21 protein-coding genes are annotated in these 14,996 nt (G+C 54.9%); 12 read left to right on the top strand and 9 right to left on the bottom strand.

The window, feature by feature from the left end; all coding sequences use genetic code 11:
- Nucleotides 1–111: 111 nt before the first annotated feature.
- Nucleotides 112–399 (top strand): DNA-binding transcriptional regulator SfsB, encoded by a 288-nt coding sequence (sfsB, locus tag C3451_RS13670; protein ID WP_022649524.1) that lies wholly within the window; start codon nt 112–114, stop codon nt 397–399.
- 63 nt (nt 400–462) lie between these two features.
- On the opposite strand, the gene murA is transcribed toward sfsB, so the two are convergent.
- The 7 genes from murA to mlaF all read right to left on the bottom strand — a co-directional run bounded on the left by murA (nt 463) and on the right by mlaF (nt 5,256).
- Complete coding sequence (murA, locus tag C3451_RS13665) at nt 463–1,722, bottom strand: UDP-N-acetylglucosamine 1-carboxyvinyltransferase (RefSeq protein ID WP_006812128.1); 1,260 nt, start codon at nt 1,720–1,722, stop codon at nt 463–465.
- Between the two features lie 50 nt (nt 1,723–1,772).
- On the bottom strand, nt 1,773–2,027 hold the full coding sequence (gene ibaG / locus C3451_RS13660) for a BolA family iron metabolism protein IbaG (protein ID WP_003861840.1): 255 nt from the start codon (nt 2,025–2,027) through the stop codon (nt 1,773–1,775).
- Between the two features lie 126 nt (nt 2,028–2,153).
- Nucleotides 2,154–2,447, bottom strand: a complete 294-nt coding sequence (gene mlaB, locus C3451_RS13655) for a lipid asymmetry maintenance protein MlaB (RefSeq protein WP_022649525.1) — start codon at nt 2,445–2,447, stop codon at nt 2,154–2,156.
- Nucleotides 2,447–3,082 carry a phospholipid-binding protein MlaC gene (gene mlaC / locus C3451_RS13650; RefSeq protein ID WP_023307064.1) on the bottom strand — a complete coding sequence of 212 codons (636 nt, stop codon included), beginning with the start codon at nt 3,080–3,082 and terminating at the stop codon, nt 2,447–2,449. Before mlaC ends, mlaB begins: the two co-directional genes overlap by 1 nt.
- Before the next feature lie 18 nt (nt 3,083–3,100).
- On the bottom strand, nt 3,101–3,649 hold the full coding sequence (gene mlaD / locus C3451_RS13645; RefSeq protein ID WP_045622132.1) for an outer membrane lipid asymmetry maintenance protein MlaD: 549 nt from the start codon (nt 3,647–3,649) through the stop codon (nt 3,101–3,103).
- A 4-nt stretch (nt 3,650–3,653) separates the two neighbouring features.
- Entirely contained in the window at nt 3,654–4,436 is a 783-nt protein-coding gene (gene mlaE, locus C3451_RS13640; protein ID WP_003861848.1) for a lipid asymmetry maintenance ABC transporter permease subunit MlaE, read from the bottom strand.
- A gap of 7 nt (nt 4,437–4,443) precedes the next feature.
- Nucleotides 4,444–5,256: a phospholipid ABC transporter ATP-binding protein MlaF gene (gene mlaF / locus C3451_RS13635; RefSeq protein WP_022649527.1), complete on the bottom strand. Its 813-nt coding sequence runs from the start codon at nt 5,254–5,256 to the stop codon at nt 4,444–4,446.
- A gap of 227 nt (nt 5,257–5,483) precedes the next feature.
- Here mlaF and C3451_RS13630 point away from each other — a divergent pair, with 227 nt between their 5' ends.
- The 11 genes from C3451_RS13630 (at nt 5,484) to npr (ending at nt 13,403) form a co-directional block, all read left to right on the top strand.
- Nucleotides 5,484–6,461 carry a calcium/sodium antiporter gene (locus C3451_RS13630; RefSeq protein ID WP_045622105.1) on the top strand — a complete coding sequence of 326 codons (978 nt, stop codon included), beginning with the start codon at nt 5,484–5,486 and terminating at the stop codon, nt 6,459–6,461.
- A 13-nt stretch (nt 6,462–6,474) separates the two neighbouring features.
- Nucleotides 6,475–7,461, top strand: a complete 987-nt coding sequence (gene kdsD, locus C3451_RS13625) for an arabinose-5-phosphate isomerase KdsD (RefSeq protein WP_003861853.1) — start codon at nt 6,475–6,477, stop codon at nt 7,459–7,461.
- Nucleotides 7,462–7,475: 14 nt separating this feature from the next.
- Entirely contained in the window at nt 7,476–8,042 is a 567-nt protein-coding gene (gene kdsC / locus C3451_RS13620; protein ID WP_045622106.1) for a 3-deoxy-manno-octulosonate-8-phosphatase KdsC, read from the top strand.
- Nucleotides 8,039–8,614 carry an LPS export ABC transporter periplasmic protein LptC gene (gene lptC, locus C3451_RS13615; protein ID WP_022649529.1) on the top strand — a complete coding sequence of 192 codons (576 nt, stop codon included), beginning with the start codon at nt 8,039–8,041 and terminating at the stop codon, nt 8,612–8,614. The genes kdsC and lptC overlap by 4 nt, the downstream gene beginning before the upstream one ends.
- Nucleotides 8,583–9,137, top strand: a complete 555-nt coding sequence (gene lptA / locus C3451_RS13610) for a lipopolysaccharide ABC transporter substrate-binding protein LptA (protein ID WP_006812136.1) — start codon at nt 8,583–8,585, stop codon at nt 9,135–9,137. Before lptC ends, lptA begins: the two co-directional genes overlap by 32 nt.
- A 6-nt stretch (nt 9,138–9,143) precedes the next feature.
- Entirely contained in the window at nt 9,144–9,869 is a 726-nt protein-coding gene (gene lptB / locus C3451_RS13605; RefSeq protein ID WP_003861862.1) for an LPS export ABC transporter ATP-binding protein, read from the top strand.
- Between the two features lie 47 nt (nt 9,870–9,916).
- The gene (rpoN, locus tag C3451_RS13600; protein ID WP_045622108.1) at nt 9,917–11,350 is read left to right on the top strand and encodes an RNA polymerase factor sigma-54; all 1,434 of its coding nucleotides are present in this window, start codon (nt 9,917–9,919) and stop codon (nt 11,348–11,350) included.
- Between the two features lie 22 nt (nt 11,351–11,372).
- Nucleotides 11,373–11,660: a ribosome hibernation promoting factor gene (gene hpf, locus C3451_RS13595; RefSeq protein WP_014171818.1), complete on the top strand. Its 288-nt coding sequence runs from the start codon at nt 11,373–11,375 to the stop codon at nt 11,658–11,660.
- Between the two features lie 82 nt (nt 11,661–11,742).
- Complete coding sequence (ptsN, locus tag C3451_RS13590; protein WP_003861869.1) at nt 11,743–12,234, top strand: PTS IIA-like nitrogen regulatory protein PtsN; 492 nt, start codon at nt 11,743–11,745, stop codon at nt 12,232–12,234.
- Nucleotides 12,235–12,279: 45 nt separating this feature from the next.
- Complete coding sequence (gene rapZ / locus C3451_RS13585) at nt 12,280–13,134, top strand: RNase adapter RapZ (protein ID WP_003861870.1); 855 nt, start codon at nt 12,280–12,282, stop codon at nt 13,132–13,134.
- Nucleotides 13,131–13,403 (top strand): PTS phosphocarrier protein NPr, encoded by a 273-nt coding sequence (gene npr, locus C3451_RS13580; protein WP_003861872.1) that lies wholly within the window; start codon nt 13,131–13,133, stop codon nt 13,401–13,403. The genes rapZ and npr overlap by 4 nt, the downstream gene beginning before the upstream one ends.
- Nucleotides 13,404–13,442: 39 nt before the next feature.
- On the opposite strand, the gene mtgA is transcribed toward npr, so the two are convergent.
- Nucleotides 13,443–14,168, bottom strand: a complete 726-nt coding sequence (gene mtgA, locus C3451_RS13575) for a monofunctional biosynthetic peptidoglycan transglycosylase (RefSeq protein ID WP_022649531.1) — start codon at nt 14,166–14,168, stop codon at nt 13,443–13,445.
- Complete coding sequence (gene elbB / locus C3451_RS13570; protein ID WP_038416794.1) at nt 14,165–14,818, bottom strand: isoprenoid biosynthesis glyoxalase ElbB; 654 nt, start codon at nt 14,816–14,818, stop codon at nt 14,165–14,167. Before elbB ends, mtgA begins: the two co-directional genes overlap by 4 nt.
- Nucleotides 14,819–14,996 lie beyond the last annotated feature (178 nt).

Genomic DNA, 14,996 nt, shown 5'->3' with positions numbered 1-14,996 from the left:
ATATTGCTTCTCGTAACATGAACTTTTTAGAACAGATGTTCGAAGTGAGTATAGTAATGCTGTCTTTTCACACGAAACGACGTGGACGATAACGAACACAAGGACAGCATTATGGATACAAAATTCATCGACTGGCATTCTGCTGACATTATTGCGGCACTGCGTAAAAAAGGGACATCGCTGGCTGCCGAATCACGTCGTCATGGGCTGAGCTCGTCGACGCTGGCAAACGCCCTGACCCGCCCATGGCCGAAGGGGGAACTGATTATTGCGACGGCGCTGGATACGCATCCGTGGGTGATATGGCCGTCACGCTATCACGATCCCATTACTCATGAATTTATCGACAGAACGCGCATGATGCGCCAGAGCAAAGCGAAGAAAGCACATCAGGACTGATGCACCCGGATTTACAGGAACAGCAATCCCCCGGCCTGTTCTGGCAGGGGGGTGCCGGAACGATTACTCGCCCTTCACACGCTCGATATTCGCACCCAGCGCGCGCAGTTTGTCTTCAATACGCTCGTAACCACGATCGATGTGGTAGATACGATCGACAACGGTAGTCCCTTCCGCAATACAACCTGCCAGTACGAGGCTCGCAGACGCGCGCAGATCGGTCGCCATCACCTGCGCACCGGACAGTTTTTCAACGCCGTGGCAAATGACCGTGTTGCTTTCAATCTCAGCATGCGCACCCATACGGATCAGTTCCGGTACGTGCATGAAACGGTTTTCGAAGATAGTTTCCGTGATGAAGCCTGTGCCTTCGGCCACCAGGTTCAACAGGGTGAACTGTGCCTGCATATCCGTCGGGAATGCCGGATGTGGCGCAGTGCGCACGTTAACGGCTTTAGGACGCTGCCCGTGCATATCGAGGCTGATCCAGTCTTCACCAATTTCAATGTCCGCACCCGCATCGCGCAGTTTCGCCAGCACCGCATCCAGGGTATCCGGTTGTGCGTTACGACAAACAATCTTACCGCCAGAAATGGCAGCCGCTACCAGGAAAGTACCGGTTTCGATACGGTCTGGCAGTACGCGGTACACACCACCACCCAGACGTTCAACGCCTTCGATGGTGATACGGTCTGTGCCCTGCCCGCTGATCTTCGCCCCCAGCGCGACCAGGAAGTTCGCGGTATCCACGATTTCCGGCTCTCGGGCGGCGTTTTCGATGATGGTAGTGCCTTCTGCCAGCGTAGCAGCCGACATGATGGTTACCGTTGCGCCCACGCTCACTTTGTCCATGACAATGTGCGCGCCTTTCAGGCGACCATTGACGGACGCTTTAACGTACCCCTCTTCCAGCTTGATCTCCGCGCCCAGCTTTTCCAGACCGAAGATATGCAGGTCGACTGGACGGGCGCCGATAGCGCATCCGCCCGGCAGTGAAACCTGTCCCTGACCGAAACGCGCAACCAGCGGGCCAAGCGCCCAGATGGAAGCACGCATGGTTTTCACCAGCTCATACGGCGCTGAGAAGTTGTTCACGTTGCTGGCATCGATCCAGACGGAACCGTTACGCTCCACTTTGGTGCCCAACTGGCCGAGCAACTTCATGGTCGTGTCGATATCTTTCAGCTTCGGTACGTTCTGGATCTCTACCGGCTCTTCTGCGAGCAGCGCAGCGAAAAGAATGGGCAGCGCGGCGTTTTTAGCGCCAGAAATTGTGACTTCGCCCTGGAGACGCGTGGGTCCCTGTACACGAAATTTATCCATCGTTTGCTCTCTTATAAATTCAACCGTGCTGCGGGCGCTTCGCCCTCAGCTCAAAAACCGTTTAGTTTGCGATCGCGTGCCCACTCCTGTGGGGTGAACGCTTTAATCGACAGGGCGTGGATGCGGTTATCCGCAATGTATTCCATCAGCGGCGCGTACACAGCCTGCTGTTTCTTCACGCGACTCATTCCGTCGAACATCTCACCCACAGCAATAACCTGGAAGTGACTGCCATCGCCAGAGACGTGGGCTTCCTGAAGGGAGAGTGCATTCATCAGCACTGTCTGGATTTCATTATTTTCCATGGGGTCTACATCATCTGATAGTGAAAACAAGCTCAACATCTTAGAGCAAAGTGGCGCGGTCTTAAACAAGCAAAAAGCCCCGACGCGTAAACTGTCGGGGCTTTCGGAAGTAACGTACTGAAAAAGTTAGCGAGGTAATACGTCTTCAGGCAAATTGTAAAGCTGTGCAAGGGTTACGACATTATCGCTTACCCCCGTCAGGGTGACGCTACTCCCCTGCTTTTTGCCCGTGGCCACCAGGTGCGCCAGCAGGGCGATACCGGCGGTATCTACCCGCGTGACGCCATGGAGATCAATCAACGTCACGCCCTGCATCGCGTTATGGCGAGCGTCCCACAGCGGGTTAAGCAGATCCTGATCCAGCTCTCCCGTCAGCGTCAACGTCTCGCCGTCACGCGCCCAGCTAAGCTGCTGTGACATTACTTCTTCTCGTCCAGGGTAATTTTCTGACGAGAGATGGACTGAAGCTGAGCCGTCAGGCCATCGATGCCTTTGGTGCGCAGCAGATCGCTCCACTCGTTCTGTTTAGTGGTGATCATGCTGACGCCTTCAGCGATCATGTCGTACGCCTGCCAGTTTCCGGTCTGGCTGTTTTTACGCCACTGGAAGTCCAGGCGTACCGGTGGACGACCGTTTGGATCGATAATCGTCACGCGGATAGGAATGATGGTGGCATCGCCCAGCGGCTGTTCAGGAGCAATCTGATAGGTCTGCCCGTGGTACATCGCCAGCGCTTGGCCGTAAGCCTGTTTCAGGTATTCACGGAACGCCGCAAAGTAAGCCTCGCGCTGCGCCGGGGTCGCGTCTTTGTAGTAACGGCCCAGCACCAGTGCGCCCGCGTACTTGATCTGCACATACGGCAGCAGCTCCTGATCCACCACATCACGCAGATAATCAGGGTTAGCGCGGATTTTGGGCTGTTCGTTTTTAAGACGGTCGAAGGTTTTCTTCGCGGCCTCATCCATCAGTTTGTACGGGTTACTCTGATCCGCAGCGTGCGCCGCGGTTAGAGGGGCAATGACCAGCATGGCAACCATTAACAGTCGTTTAAACATGAATGACTTCTCCTGAAATTAATTCGTCGCGCCTGGCGTCGGTTCGACGTTGGTGTGGTCTTTACTCTGCGCAGGGGCATCGTCAGACTTTTTATCATCCCCTTTACTGTTGTAAAGGAACTGACCAATCATATCTTCCAGCACCATCGCTGACTTGGTATCCTGGATTACGCTACCGTCTTTAAGGATAGACGTTCCCAGCTCAGGATCTTCAAAACCAACGTTAAGGGCCAGATATTGCTCCCCCAGCAGGCCAGAGGTGCGGATAGAGAGCGAGCTGGTGTCAGGAATGTGGTTATAGCGTTCTTCGATATCCATTGCGACGCGCGGCAGATAGGTTTTCTCATCAAGCGTAATGTCAGCGACACGTCCAATAACGACGCCACCAATACGGACCGGTGAGCGCGCCTTCAGGCCGCCGATATTATCGAAAGTCGCGTAGACGCGATACGTCGGCTCGGTGCGAACAGAGGTGATGTCCGCCGCTCGCAGGCAGATAAACAGTGCGGCCAGCAGCGCCAGAAGCAAAAACACGCCAACCCAAATTTCATTTTTTCTCGTTTGCATGAACTCAATTCCCAAACATCAGTGCGGTGAGCACAAAATCCAGACCTAAAACGGCCAGCGACGAATGTACGACAGTACGCGTCGTTGCACGGCTAATGCCCGCCGACGTCGGAATGGCATCGTAACCATTAAACAACGCAATCCAGGTAACCGTCACAGCGAAAACCACGCTCTTGATCAGACAGTTCACCAGATCCATCCGCAGATCGATGGCGTCCTGCATGGCAGACCAGAAGAACCCGGCATCAATGCCTTTCCAGTTGACGCCAACCAGCGCGCCTCCCCAGATACCTACCGCCACAAAGAGGATAGTCAGTAACGGCAAGGAGATAACCCCGGCCCAGAAGCGCGGCGAGATCACCCGGCGCAGCGGATCGACCGCCATCATCTCCATACTGGAGAGCTGCTCTGTGGCGCGCATCAGGCCAATTTCAGCCGTCAGCGCTGATCCGGCACGCCCGGCGAACAGCAGCGCTGCTACAACCGGCCCGAGTTCACGCAGCAGCGAGAGCGCCACCAGCATGCCAAGGCTGGTTTCCGCGCTGTAGGTTGTCAGCACCAGATACCCCTGCAACCCCAGCACCATGCCAATAAACAGACCCGACACGATGATGATAAGCATCGACAGCACGCCGACGTTATAAAGCTGCCGCACCAGTAACGGCGCATGCTTGCGGAACTCCGGTTTGCCAACCAGCGCGTTGAACAACATTAATCCGGCACGCCCGAACGTACTGATGGTTTTTAGGCCACGGTGTCCAAGACCCGCCAACGCATTTAACAGCATGAGTGGATTAACTCCCTATTCCCAGTAAATCGTCATGATAGTCGCCCGCCGGATAGCGGAAAGGCACCGGCCCATCTGCGATACCGTCCAGGAACTGCCGCACGCGCGGATCGCCATTCTCCTGCAACGCCTGAGCGCTGCCGTGGGCGACGATCTTTTTGTCAGCCACAATATAGGCGTAATCAGCAATGCTCAGCACTTCCGGCACGTCGTGGGAAACCACCACGCAGGTGACGCCAAGGGCGCTGTTCAGCTCCGAGATTAACTTCACCAGCACGCCCATGGTGATAGGGTCCTGCCCAACGAACGGTTCATCGAACATGATTAAATCGGGTTCCAGGGCAATAGCACGCGCCAGCGCGGCGCGGCGCGCCATCCCACCCGAGAGTTCGGACGGCATAAGTTTCGCAGCCCCCCGCAACCCCACGGCTTCGAGCTTCATCATCACCGTGCTGTGCAACAGCGCAGGAGGAAGATGGGTATGCTCACGCAGCGGATAGGCCACGTTGTCAAATACGTTCATATCGGTGAATAGCGCACCCGACTGAAAGAGCATGCTCATCCGTTTGCGAACCGTGTAGAGGCGCGAGCGAGACATCTCCGGGACGTTTTCACCGTCGAAGAGAATTTCGCCGCTATCAGGGGGGATTTGCCCGCCGATAAGACGCAGCAACGTCGTTTTACCGATCCCTGACGGCCCCATGATGGCGGTGATTTTACCGCGCGGCACGGTCAGCGAAATATCATCAAATATCACCCGGTTGCCGCGAGAAAAACTGACGCCCCGGACATCGACTATATTCGCCATCGTTTGGCTCATTTATGGTTCCTTACTTACCTTGCTTCACTGCTGGCATGAAGCGTAAATCAGCCCTAAACCCCGCATTTTTACAGAATATTCACTATTGGGGTTAGCGAAAGCTGGCATTTGTTTTACTTTTCCGGCGCATAAAGTCAAAATTAGGAATTCGTCACGTCTCAGACTTCATCTGGCGCTAAAATTCGTGCGCAGTGGACCAGCGAGTATACCTGAAGAAAGGACTTTTGATGCTTTTAGCAACAGCACTGTTAATAATTGGTTTACTGTTGGTGGTCTACAGTGCTGACCGTTTGGTCTTTGCCGCATCCATTCTCTGTCGACTCATTGGCATGCCGCCCATCATTATTGGGATGACGGTGGTCAGTGTAGGCACATCGCTTCCTGAAATCATCGTTTCTGTTTCAGCCTCGTTGCATGGCCAGGTCGACCTCGCTATTGGCACTGCGATTGGCTCTAACATCGTCAATATCTTGCTGATTTTAGGCTTAGCCGCATTACTGCATCCATTTCGCGTACATTCCGATGTTTTGCGTCGTGAATTGCCGCTAATGTTAGTCGTCAGTCTGCTGGCAGGCTATGTGCTTTATGACGGGGTGCTGAGCGTCGGTGACGGTATATTCCTGCTCGCCCTGGCCGTGATCTGGTTGCTTTACAGCGTGAAGATCGCACGTCTGGCGGAAAAACAGGGTAATGATAGCCTCACGCGTGAGCATCTCGCCGAGCTGCCACGGGAAGGGACCTTACCCGTCGCCCTGCTGTGGCTGGGCGTCGCGCTGATTATAATGCCAATGGCCACGCGGATGGTGGTCGATAACGCGACGGTGCTGGCGAACGCGTTTGCGATGAGCGAACTGACAATCGGTCTGACGGTCATCGCCATCGGCACCAGCCTGCCAGAGATGGCTACCGCCATCGCCGGGGCGCGTAAAGGGGAAGATGATATCGCCATCGGCAATATCATTGGCTCGAATATTTTCAATATCGCGATCGTGACGGGGCTGCCGGCATTAGTCTCACCGGGGCCGTTTAACCCTATGGTCTTCACGCGCGATTACGGTGTGATGCTACTGGTCAGCGTAATTTTCGCCCTGCTCTGCTGGCGGCGAAAAGAGCAGATCGGCAAAGGCGCGGGCGCGCTGCTGACGGGTGGATTTATCGTATGGCTGGCGATGCTGTACTGGCTCTCGCCACTTCTCTCTGGGTAAACGGAAACGCATTATGTCGCAAATAGAATTGCAGCCGGGTTTTGACTTTCAGAAAGCAGGCAAAGACGTTCTGGAGATTGAACGTGAAGGTCTGGCGCAGTTAGATCAGTACATTAATCAGGATTTTAGTCTGGCCTGTGAGAAGATGTTCTACTGCGCCGGTAAAGTCGTGGTGATGGGGATGGGCAAATCCGGCCATATCGGGCGCAAAATGGCGGCGACCTTTGCCAGTACCGGCACGTCGTCATTCTTCGTTCATCCCGGTGAAGCCGCGCACGGTGACCTCGGCATGGTTACGCCGCAGGACGTGGTTATTGCGCTGTCCAACTCCGGGGAATCGAATGAAATCCTGGCGTTGATCCCGGTGCTGAAGCGTCTGCACGTACCGCTGATTTGCATGACCAGCCGCCCGGAAAGCAGCATGGCGCGTGCGGCAGATATTCACCTGTGCGTGAAGGTGCCTAAAGAAGCCTGCCCGCTGGGGCTGGCGCCGACCTCCAGCACAACCGCCGCGCTGGTGATGGGCGATGCCCTTGCCGTTGCGCTGCTGGAAGCCCGCGGTTTTACGCCTGAAGATTTCGCTCTGTCTCACCCCGGCGGCGCGCTCGGGCGCAAACTGCTGCTGCGGGTCAACGATATTATGCACACCGGGGATGAGATCCCGCACGTCAGCAAAGAGGCCTCTTTGCGCGACGCGTTACTGGAGATCACCCGTAAAAACCTGGGCATGACGGTTATCTGCGACGATCTGATGAAGATTCAGGGCATTTTCACCGACGGCGACCTGCGCCGGGTATTCGATATGGGTGTGGATGTCCGAACGCTGGGCATCGCTGATGTAATGACACCAGGCGGGATCCGCGTCCGTCCGGGCACGCTGGCGGTAGATGTACTGAACCTGATGCAGTCCCGTCATATTACCTCAGTGATGGTTGCCGATGGCGACCAACTGCTGGGTGTGGTACATATGCATGATCTGCTGCGCGCTGGCGTAGTGTAATGAAGGATAAGACAATGAGTAATGCGGGTGCATCCCTTGCAACCTGTTATGGCCCGGTGAGCGCCCACATGATGGCAAAGGCGGAAAATATCCGCCTGCTGATCCTCGATGTGGATGGTGTGCTCTCCGACGGTCTGATTTATATGGGCAATAACGGCGAAGAGCTGAAAGCCTTTAACGTTCGCGACGGTTACGGTATCCGCTGTGCGCTCACGTCCGGTATTGAAGTTGCAATCATCACCGGGCGGAAAGCTAAACTGGTAGAAGATCGGTGTGAAACGCTGGGCATTACACATCTCTATCAGGGGCAGTCTGATAAGATGGTAGCCTTCCGGGATCTGTTGGGAAAACTGGCCATTGCACCAGAGAATGTGGCATACGTCGGGGATGATTTGATCGACTGGCCAGTCATGGCGGAGGTGGGTCTGAGCATCGCCGTGGCTGACGCGCACCCGCTGCTGCTCCCGCGTGCTGATTATGTTACCCATATTCACGGTGGCCGGGGCGCCGTCCGTGAAGTCTGCGATCTGCTTCTGCTGGCGCAGGGCAAGCTTGATGAGGCGAAAGGGCAATCGATATGAGTAAAACCAGACGTTGGGTTATCATTCTGCTTGCGCTTGTCGCCCTGGTACTGATTGGCGTAAACCTCGCCGACCGCGAAGATACGCAAGCGGAAGTGGTTAACACGAGCGACCCGACCTATAAAAGCGATCACAGCGACACCGTGGTCTATAGCCCGGAAGGCGCGCTGAACTATCGCCTCGTTGCTCAGCATGTAGAATATTTTTCAGATGACGGTACTTCGTGGTTTACCCAACCGGTCATGACCACCTTTGATACGGACAAAGTGCCGACGTGGTCTATCAAGTCTGACCGGGCAAAACTGACAAATGACCGTATGCTTTACCTGTATGGTCACGTTGAAGTCAACGCCCTGACCGCTGACGCGCAACTGCGAAAAATTACGACGGATAACGCCCAGATCAACCTGGTCACCCAGGATGTCACGTCGCAGGATTTAGTCACCCTGTATGGCACAACATTTAATTCCAGCGGTTTAAGAATGCGCGGGAACTTACGCAGCAAAAACGCCGAGCTGATTGAAAAGGTTAGAACCTCCTATGAAATTCAAAACAAACAAACTCAGCCTTAAAGTTGTTATCGCCAGCGCGCTGCTGGCGGCCAGTCTTCCCGCGCTTGCTGTGACTGGCGACACCGAACAGCCGATTCATATTGAATCCGATACCCAGTCTCTGGATATGCAGGGTAACGTCGTCACCTTTACCGGCAACGTGGTCATGACCCAGGGCACCATCAAAATCAACGCCGACAAAGTGGTCGTTACCCGACCGGGCGGCGAGCAGGGCAAAGAGATTATCGATGGTTATGGCAACCCGGCCACCTTCTACCAGATGCAGGACAACGGCAAGCCGGTGAAAGGCCATGCCTCGCATATGCACTATGAACTGGCGAAGGATCTGGTCATCCTGACCGGTAATGCTTACCTGGAACAGCTGGACAGCAATATCAAAGGCGACAAAATCACTTATCTGGTGAAAGAGCAGAAAATGCAGGCCTCCAGTGAAAAAGGCAAACGCGTCACGACCGTTCTTGTGCCTTCGCAATTGCAGGACAAGAACAACGGCCAGGCTCCGGCACAGAAAAAGAGTAACTAATTCGTTATGGCAACTTTAACTGCAAAAAACCTCGCGAAAGCGTATAAGGGCCGCCGCGTCGTCGAAGATGTCAGTCTGACCGTCAACTCCGGCGAAATCGTGGGTTTGCTTGGCCCTAACGGGGCGGGTAAAACCACGACTTTCTACATGGTGGTGGGCATCGTCCCGCGTGACGCCGGCAACATCATCATCGATGATGAAGATATCAGCCTGCTGCCACTGCATGCCCGCGCGCGTCGTGGCATCGGCTATCTGCCGCAGGAAGCCTCCATCTTCCGCCGCTTAAGCGTGTTCGACAACCTGATGGCCGTGCTCCAGATCCGTGACGATCTGACCAGCGAGCAGCGCACTGACCGTGCGAACGAGCTGATGGAAGAGTTTCATATCGAACATCTGCGTGACAGCCTCGGTCAGGCGCTGTCCGGTGGTGAACGCCGCCGCGTTGAGATTGCGCGCGCGCTGGCAGCAAACCCGAAATTTATCCTCCTGGATGAACCGTTTGCGGGCGTTGACCCCATCTCCGTTATCGATATCAAACGTATTATTGAGCACCTGCGCGACAGCGGGCTTGGCGTGCTGATCACGGACCACAACGTTCGTGAAACGCTGGCCGTGTGTGAGCGCGCCTACATAGTGAGCCAGGGCCATCTGATTGCCCACGGTACGCCGCAGCAAATCCTCGAAGATGAGCATGTTAAACGCGTGTACCTTGGGGAAGACTTCAGACTCTGATAGGGTAGAGGTTAAGTCACGCCGAACCGGAGAAAAACGCTCTGAACATGAAGCAAGGTTTGCAATTACGGCTCAGCCAGCAACTGGCCATGACGCCGCAGCTACAACAGGCAATCCGTCTGTTGCAGCTGTCCACGTTAGAACTCCAGCAGGAGCTCCAGCAGGCGCTGGACAGCAATCCGCTGCTGGAGCAAACCGATCTTCATGACGAGGTAGACGCTCAGCAGACGCAGGACACAGAAACGCTCGACTCCGTAGATGCGCTCGAACAGAAAGAGATGCCGGAGGAACTGCCGCTGGATGCCAGCTGGGATGAAATCTACACCGCGGGTACCCCTTCCGGGACGCGTGCAGACTACCAGGACGATGAACTCCCGGTCTACCAGGGCGAAACCACCCAGTCGCTTCAGGACTACCTGATGTGGCAGGTGGAGCTGACGCCTTTCTCCGATACCGATCGCGCCATTGCCACCTCGATTGTCGATGCCGTTGACGACACGGGCTATTTGACCGTGACGCTGGACGAGATTCTTGAAAGCATCGGCGATGACGAGATTGAACTGGAAGAGATTGAAGCCGTCCTGAAACGCGTTCAGCGTTTCGACCCGATTGGCGTCGCCGCGAAAGATCTGCGCGACTGCCTTCTGATCCAGCTTTCGCAGTTTGCCAAAGAGACACCGTGGATTGACGAAGCCCGGCTCATCATCAGCGAGCATCTGGATTTGCTGGCAAATCACGACTTCCGCACCCTGATGCGCGTCACGCGCCTCAAAGAAGAGGTGCTGAAGGAAGCGGTGAATCTGATCCAGTCACTCGATCCGCGTCCGGGGCAATCGATCCAGACCAGCGAACCGGAATACGTTATTCCTGATGTGCTGGTGAGAAAACACAATGGCCGCTGGGTCGTTGAACTGAACGCCGACAGCATTCCTCGCCTGCAAATCAACCAGCAATACGCCTCCATGTGCACCAGCGCCCGTAACGACGCTGATAATCAATACATTCGCAGCAACCTTCAGGAAGCACGCTGGTTGATTAAGAGTCTGGAAAGCCGTAATGACACGCTGCTGCGCGTCAGCCGCTGTATTGTCGAACAGCAGCAGGCATTCTTTGAGCAGGGCGAAGAATTTATGAAACCGATGGTGCTGGCGGACATCGCCCAGGCCGTCCAGATGCATGAATCAACCATTTCCCGCGTGACCACGCAGAAGTATCTGCACAGCCCACGCGGTATTTTTGAGCTTAAGTATTTCTTCTCCAGCCACGTGAACACCGAAGGCGGCGGCGAAGCCTCGTCAACGGCTATTCGCGCACTGGTGAAGAAGTTGATCGCCGCGGAGAACCCCGCGAAGCCACTCAGTGACAGTAAGTTAACCACCATGCTGTCCGATCAGGGTATTATGGTGGCACGCCGTACTGTCGCGAAGTATCGAGAGTCTTTATCCATTCCGCCGTCTAACCAGCGTAAACAACTGGTTTGACACAACCGATAAGGAAGACACTATGCAGCTCAATATCACCGGACATAACGTCGAAATTACTGAGGCTTTACGCGATTTTGTAAACGCTAAGTTCGCGAAACTCGAGCAGTATTTCGAGAGGATCAACCAGGTCTATGTTGTGTTGAAAGTGGAGAAAGTGACGCATATCTCGGATGCGACCCTGCACGTCAACGGAGGGGAACTTCATGCCAGTGCGGAAGGGCAAGACATGTACGCGGCTATCGACGGCTTGATTGATAAGCTTGCGAGACAGCTCAATAAACATAAAGATAAACTGAAACAACACTAATTGTCCGGGCAGTTAACGGGTGCAGGACGGCCTGTTGTGAAACACAACAGGCCATTTGTACAGTTAGCGCTTAGGTGAAATTATGATAAACAACGATTCCGCTCTTCAACTGAGCAATGTCCTTAACCAGGATTGTACCCGCAGTGGCGTTCACTGCCAGAGCAAAAAACGTGCGCTGGAAATCATCAGTGAGCTGGCCGCAAAACAGCTGGGTCTGCCGCCGCAGATCGTGTTTGAAGCCATTCTGACCCGTGAAAAAATGGGCAGTACCGGCATCGGCAATGGCATTGCGATCCCGCATGGCAAGCTGGAAGAAGATACGCTGCGTGCCGTGGGGGTGTTTGTGCAACTGGAAACGCCTATCGCTTTTGACGCCATCGATAACCAGCCTGTGGATCTGCTCTTCGCGCTGCTGGTTCCTGCCGATCAGACCAAAACCCACCTGCACACGCTGTCGCTGGTTGCCAAACGTCTGGCGGATAAAACCATTTGTCGTCGACTGCGCTCAGCTCAAAGTGATGAAGAGCTTTATCAAATTATCACTGAAGCAGAAGGCAATCAGGATGAGGCATAATCGGGAAAGGGCCTTCAGAACGGCTGCCCTGAGGAGAAACGGAACATGGTGCTGATGATCGTCAGCGGTCGTTCGGGGTCCGGGAAGTCCGTGGCCCTGCGCGCGCTGGAAGACATGGGATTTTACTGCGTAGATAACCTGCCGGTAGTGCTGTTACCCGATCTGGCGCGGACGCTGGCGGACAGGCAAATCTCTGCCGCCGTCAGTATTGACGTGCGTAACATGCCGGAATCGCCGGAAATCTTCGAGCAGGCAATGAACAGCCTGCCGGAGTGCTTCTCGCCTCAGCTCTTGTTCCTGGACGCTGACCGCAACACGCTGATCCGCCGTTACAGCGATACACGTCGTTTGCATCCGCTCTCGAGTAAAAATCTTTCGCTGGAAAGCGCCATCGATAAAGAGAGCGATCTGCTTGAGCCGCTGCGTTCCCGGGCCGACCTGATTGTCGACACTTCAGAAATGTCCGTCCACGAGCTGGCGGAAATGCTGCGTACTCGCTTACTCGGCAAGCGCGAGCGCGAACTGACGATGGTGTTTGAATCCTTCGGCTTTAAGCACGGTATCCCTATCGATGCGGATTACGTTTTTGATGTGCGTTTCCTGCCGAACCCACACTGGGATCCGAAACTGCGTCCGATGACCGGTCTGGATAAGCCGGTGGCGGCGTTCCTCGACCGACACACAGAAGTACACAATTTTATCTACCAGACGCGAAGCTACCTTGAGCTATGGTTACCTATGCTGGAGACAAACAATCGTAGCTACCTGACGGTGGCGATTGGCTGTACCGGCGGTAAACATCGTTCGGTCTACATTGCCGAACAGCTGGCCGATTACTTCCGCTCACGCGGGAAGAACGTTCAGTCCCGTCATCGCACGCTGGAAAAACGCAAAACATGACCGTAAAACAGACCGTCGAAATCACCAATAAGCTGGGCATGCATGCGCGCCCGGCGATGAAGCTGTTTGAACTGATGCAGGGTTTTGATGCTGAGGTGCTGCTGCGCAACGATGAGGGAACCGAGGCAGAAGCCAACAGCGTGATTGCGCTGCTGATGCTGGATTCTGCCAAAGGCCGCCAGATTGAAGTTGAAGCCACCGGCCCGCAGGAAGAAGAAGCGCTGGCGGCAGTAATTGCCCTGTTTAACGCCGGGTTTGACGAAGATTAACGTTCGCCACGTCGGCGGGTAGCGCTGCGCTTACCCGCTTTACATAAGATTATTTCGCTCCATAAACCCTTCCCCACCCAGCTGACGCATCTGGCGCATAATCCACGCCTGGCGGCTTCGCACGTAGCCTGACGGCGCGCTGGCCTTAAAACGCAGCGGGTTCGGCAGCACGGCGGCAAGCAGTGCCGCTTCGGACATAGTCAGCCTGCTGGCGGGCTTGCCAAAATAGCGCTGCGATGCCGATTCGACGCCAAACACGCCGTCACCAAACTCCGCGATATTCAGGTAGACGGTCAAAATGCGTTTTTTGCTCCACACCGTCTCGACGCCCAGCGTCAGCCCGGCCTCCAGCCCTTTTCTCACCCAGCTGCGACCGTCCCATAAGAACAGATTTTTTACCGTCTGCTGAGAAAGCGTCGACGCACCGCGGACGCGGTTTTCATGACGTTCATTATGATCCAGCGCCTTCTCGATAGCCGCCACGTCAAAACCCCAGTGCTCCGGGAATTTCTGATCTTCTGCCGCAATGACCGCCAGCCCCATCCACGGGGAGATTTCATCCATGCCGACCCAGTCTGAGTGGGCAACATAGCCAAAATCACCCGAGAGCCAGGCGCTAATCTGCCGCTCTGCCATCACGGCCGAGAACGGGACGGGCAGGATGCTGAACAGCGCAATGCCTCCGCCCCAAAAAACGGCCAGGACCAGCACAATACGCAGCAGGATCCGTTTTAACCACCCGCCAGGGGATAATTTACGGCTCATTCGGTAAGAACCAGCACTCTGTCCACCAGCTTTTCAATGCCTGCAGCAGCCTCGGCAATGTTCTGCGCCAGCATATACGCCGGCGTGGTGACGATTTTATTGTCCTCATCCACCACAATGTCGTCTACCGGGCATGGCACGTGTTCGCCGCCCATATCTTCGACAATTTCAGCAGTATCAATGTCGGTTCCGATCGTGAGCCGCAGCGGGAAATCAAAAATTTTCGGCAGCATGGCTGGCGCAATGCAGATAAAGCCCTGCGGCTTACCCGCCGCATGCATCGCCAGCGATAGCGCTTTCAAATCGGGCTCGACCTGACACGCCGCGCCTTGCGTTGCAAACGTGCTCAGATTTTTCGCCGCGCCAAAGCCGCCCGGCACGATGAGCGCATCTAGCTCAGCCGCATCGGCCTGTACCAGCGGATGAATATCCCCGCGCACAATACGTGCCGCTTCAATCAGCACGTTACGGCTTTCCGCCATTGGCTCGCCGGTAAGATGATTAACCACGTCTGCCTGCGTTTTATCCGGAGCGAAGCAGATAACGTCGGCCCCCTGACGCGATAATGCCAGCAGCGTTAATACGGTTTCATGTATCTCTGAACCATCGTAAACGCCACATCCGCTCAGCACGACACCCACTTTCTTCATTCTGACGATCCTTCTATGCAACTGGCTGAAGCACATTAAAAATTCTGATTAAAACGCTATGCTTCACACATTTCACTGATTCATGTAACAAACTGTTTAAGATTTGCTATCTTATCTGCGTGCGGCCTTAATTTTCAGGCGGCGTCCATGCGAAAACAACCCATAAAAATCAGGCGCA

The sequence above is a fragment of the Enterobacter sp. 301B genome, from assembly GCF_003850715.1.
GTDB classification, from domain to species: Bacteria; Pseudomonadota; Gammaproteobacteria; order Enterobacterales; family Enterobacteriaceae; genus Enterobacter; species Enterobacter intestinihominis.
The sequence above is the reverse complement of the archived record's forward strand: the minus strand, read 5'-3'. Positions and strand labels throughout refer to the sequence as shown.

Coding starts and splice junctions, on each gene's coding strand:
- sfsB (WP_022649524.1), top strand. CDS start 112: ATGGATACAAAATTCATCGACTGGCATTCTGCTGACATTATTGCGGCA.
- murA (WP_006812128.1), bottom strand. CDS start 1,722: ATGGATAAATTTCGTGTACAGGGACCCACGCGTCTCCAGGGCGAAGTC.
- ibaG (WP_003861840.1), bottom strand. CDS start 2,027: ATGGAAAATAATGAAATCCAGACAGTGCTGATGAATGCACTCTCCCTT.
- mlaB (WP_022649525.1), bottom strand. CDS start 2,447: ATGTCACAGCAGCTTAGCTGGGCGCGTGACGGCGAGACGTTGACGCTG.
- mlaC (WP_023307064.1), bottom strand. CDS start 3,082: ATGTTTAAACGACTGTTAATGGTTGCCATGCTGGTCATTGCCCCTCTA.
- mlaD (WP_045622132.1), bottom strand. CDS start 3,649: ATGCAAACGAGAAAAAATGAAATTTGGGTTGGCGTGTTTTTGCTTCTG.
- mlaE (WP_003861848.1), bottom strand. CDS start 4,436: ATGCTGTTAAATGCGTTGGCGGGTCTTGGACACCGTGGCCTAAAAACC.
- mlaF (WP_022649527.1), bottom strand. CDS start 5,256: ATGAGCCAAACGATGGCGAATATAGTCGATGTCCGGGGCGTCAGTTTT.
- C3451_RS13630 (WP_045622105.1), top strand. CDS start 5,484: ATGCTTTTAGCAACAGCACTGTTAATAATTGGTTTACTGTTGGTGGTC.
- kdsD (WP_003861853.1), top strand. CDS start 6,475: ATGTCGCAAATAGAATTGCAGCCGGGTTTTGACTTTCAGAAAGCAGGC.
- kdsC (WP_045622106.1), top strand. CDS start 7,476: ATGAGTAATGCGGGTGCATCCCTTGCAACCTGTTATGGCCCGGTGAGC.
- lptC (WP_022649529.1), top strand. CDS start 8,039: ATGAGTAAAACCAGACGTTGGGTTATCATTCTGCTTGCGCTTGTCGCC.
- lptA (WP_006812136.1), top strand. CDS start 8,583: ATGAAATTCAAAACAAACAAACTCAGCCTTAAAGTTGTTATCGCCAGC.
- lptB (WP_003861862.1), top strand. CDS start 9,144: ATGGCAACTTTAACTGCAAAAAACCTCGCGAAAGCGTATAAGGGCCGC.
- rpoN (WP_045622108.1), top strand. CDS start 9,917: ATGAAGCAAGGTTTGCAATTACGGCTCAGCCAGCAACTGGCCATGACG.
- hpf (WP_014171818.1), top strand. CDS start 11,373: ATGCAGCTCAATATCACCGGACATAACGTCGAAATTACTGAGGCTTTA.
- ptsN (WP_003861869.1), top strand. CDS start 11,743: ATGATAAACAACGATTCCGCTCTTCAACTGAGCAATGTCCTTAACCAG.
- rapZ (WP_003861870.1), top strand. CDS start 12,280: ATGGTGCTGATGATCGTCAGCGGTCGTTCGGGGTCCGGGAAGTCCGTG.
- npr (WP_003861872.1), top strand. CDS start 13,131: ATGACCGTAAAACAGACCGTCGAAATCACCAATAAGCTGGGCATGCAT.
- mtgA (WP_022649531.1), bottom strand. CDS start 14,168: ATGAGCCGTAAATTATCCCCTGGCGGGTGGTTAAAACGGATCCTGCTG.
- elbB (WP_038416794.1), bottom strand. CDS start 14,818: ATGAAGAAAGTGGGTGTCGTGCTGAGCGGATGTGGCGTTTACGATGGT.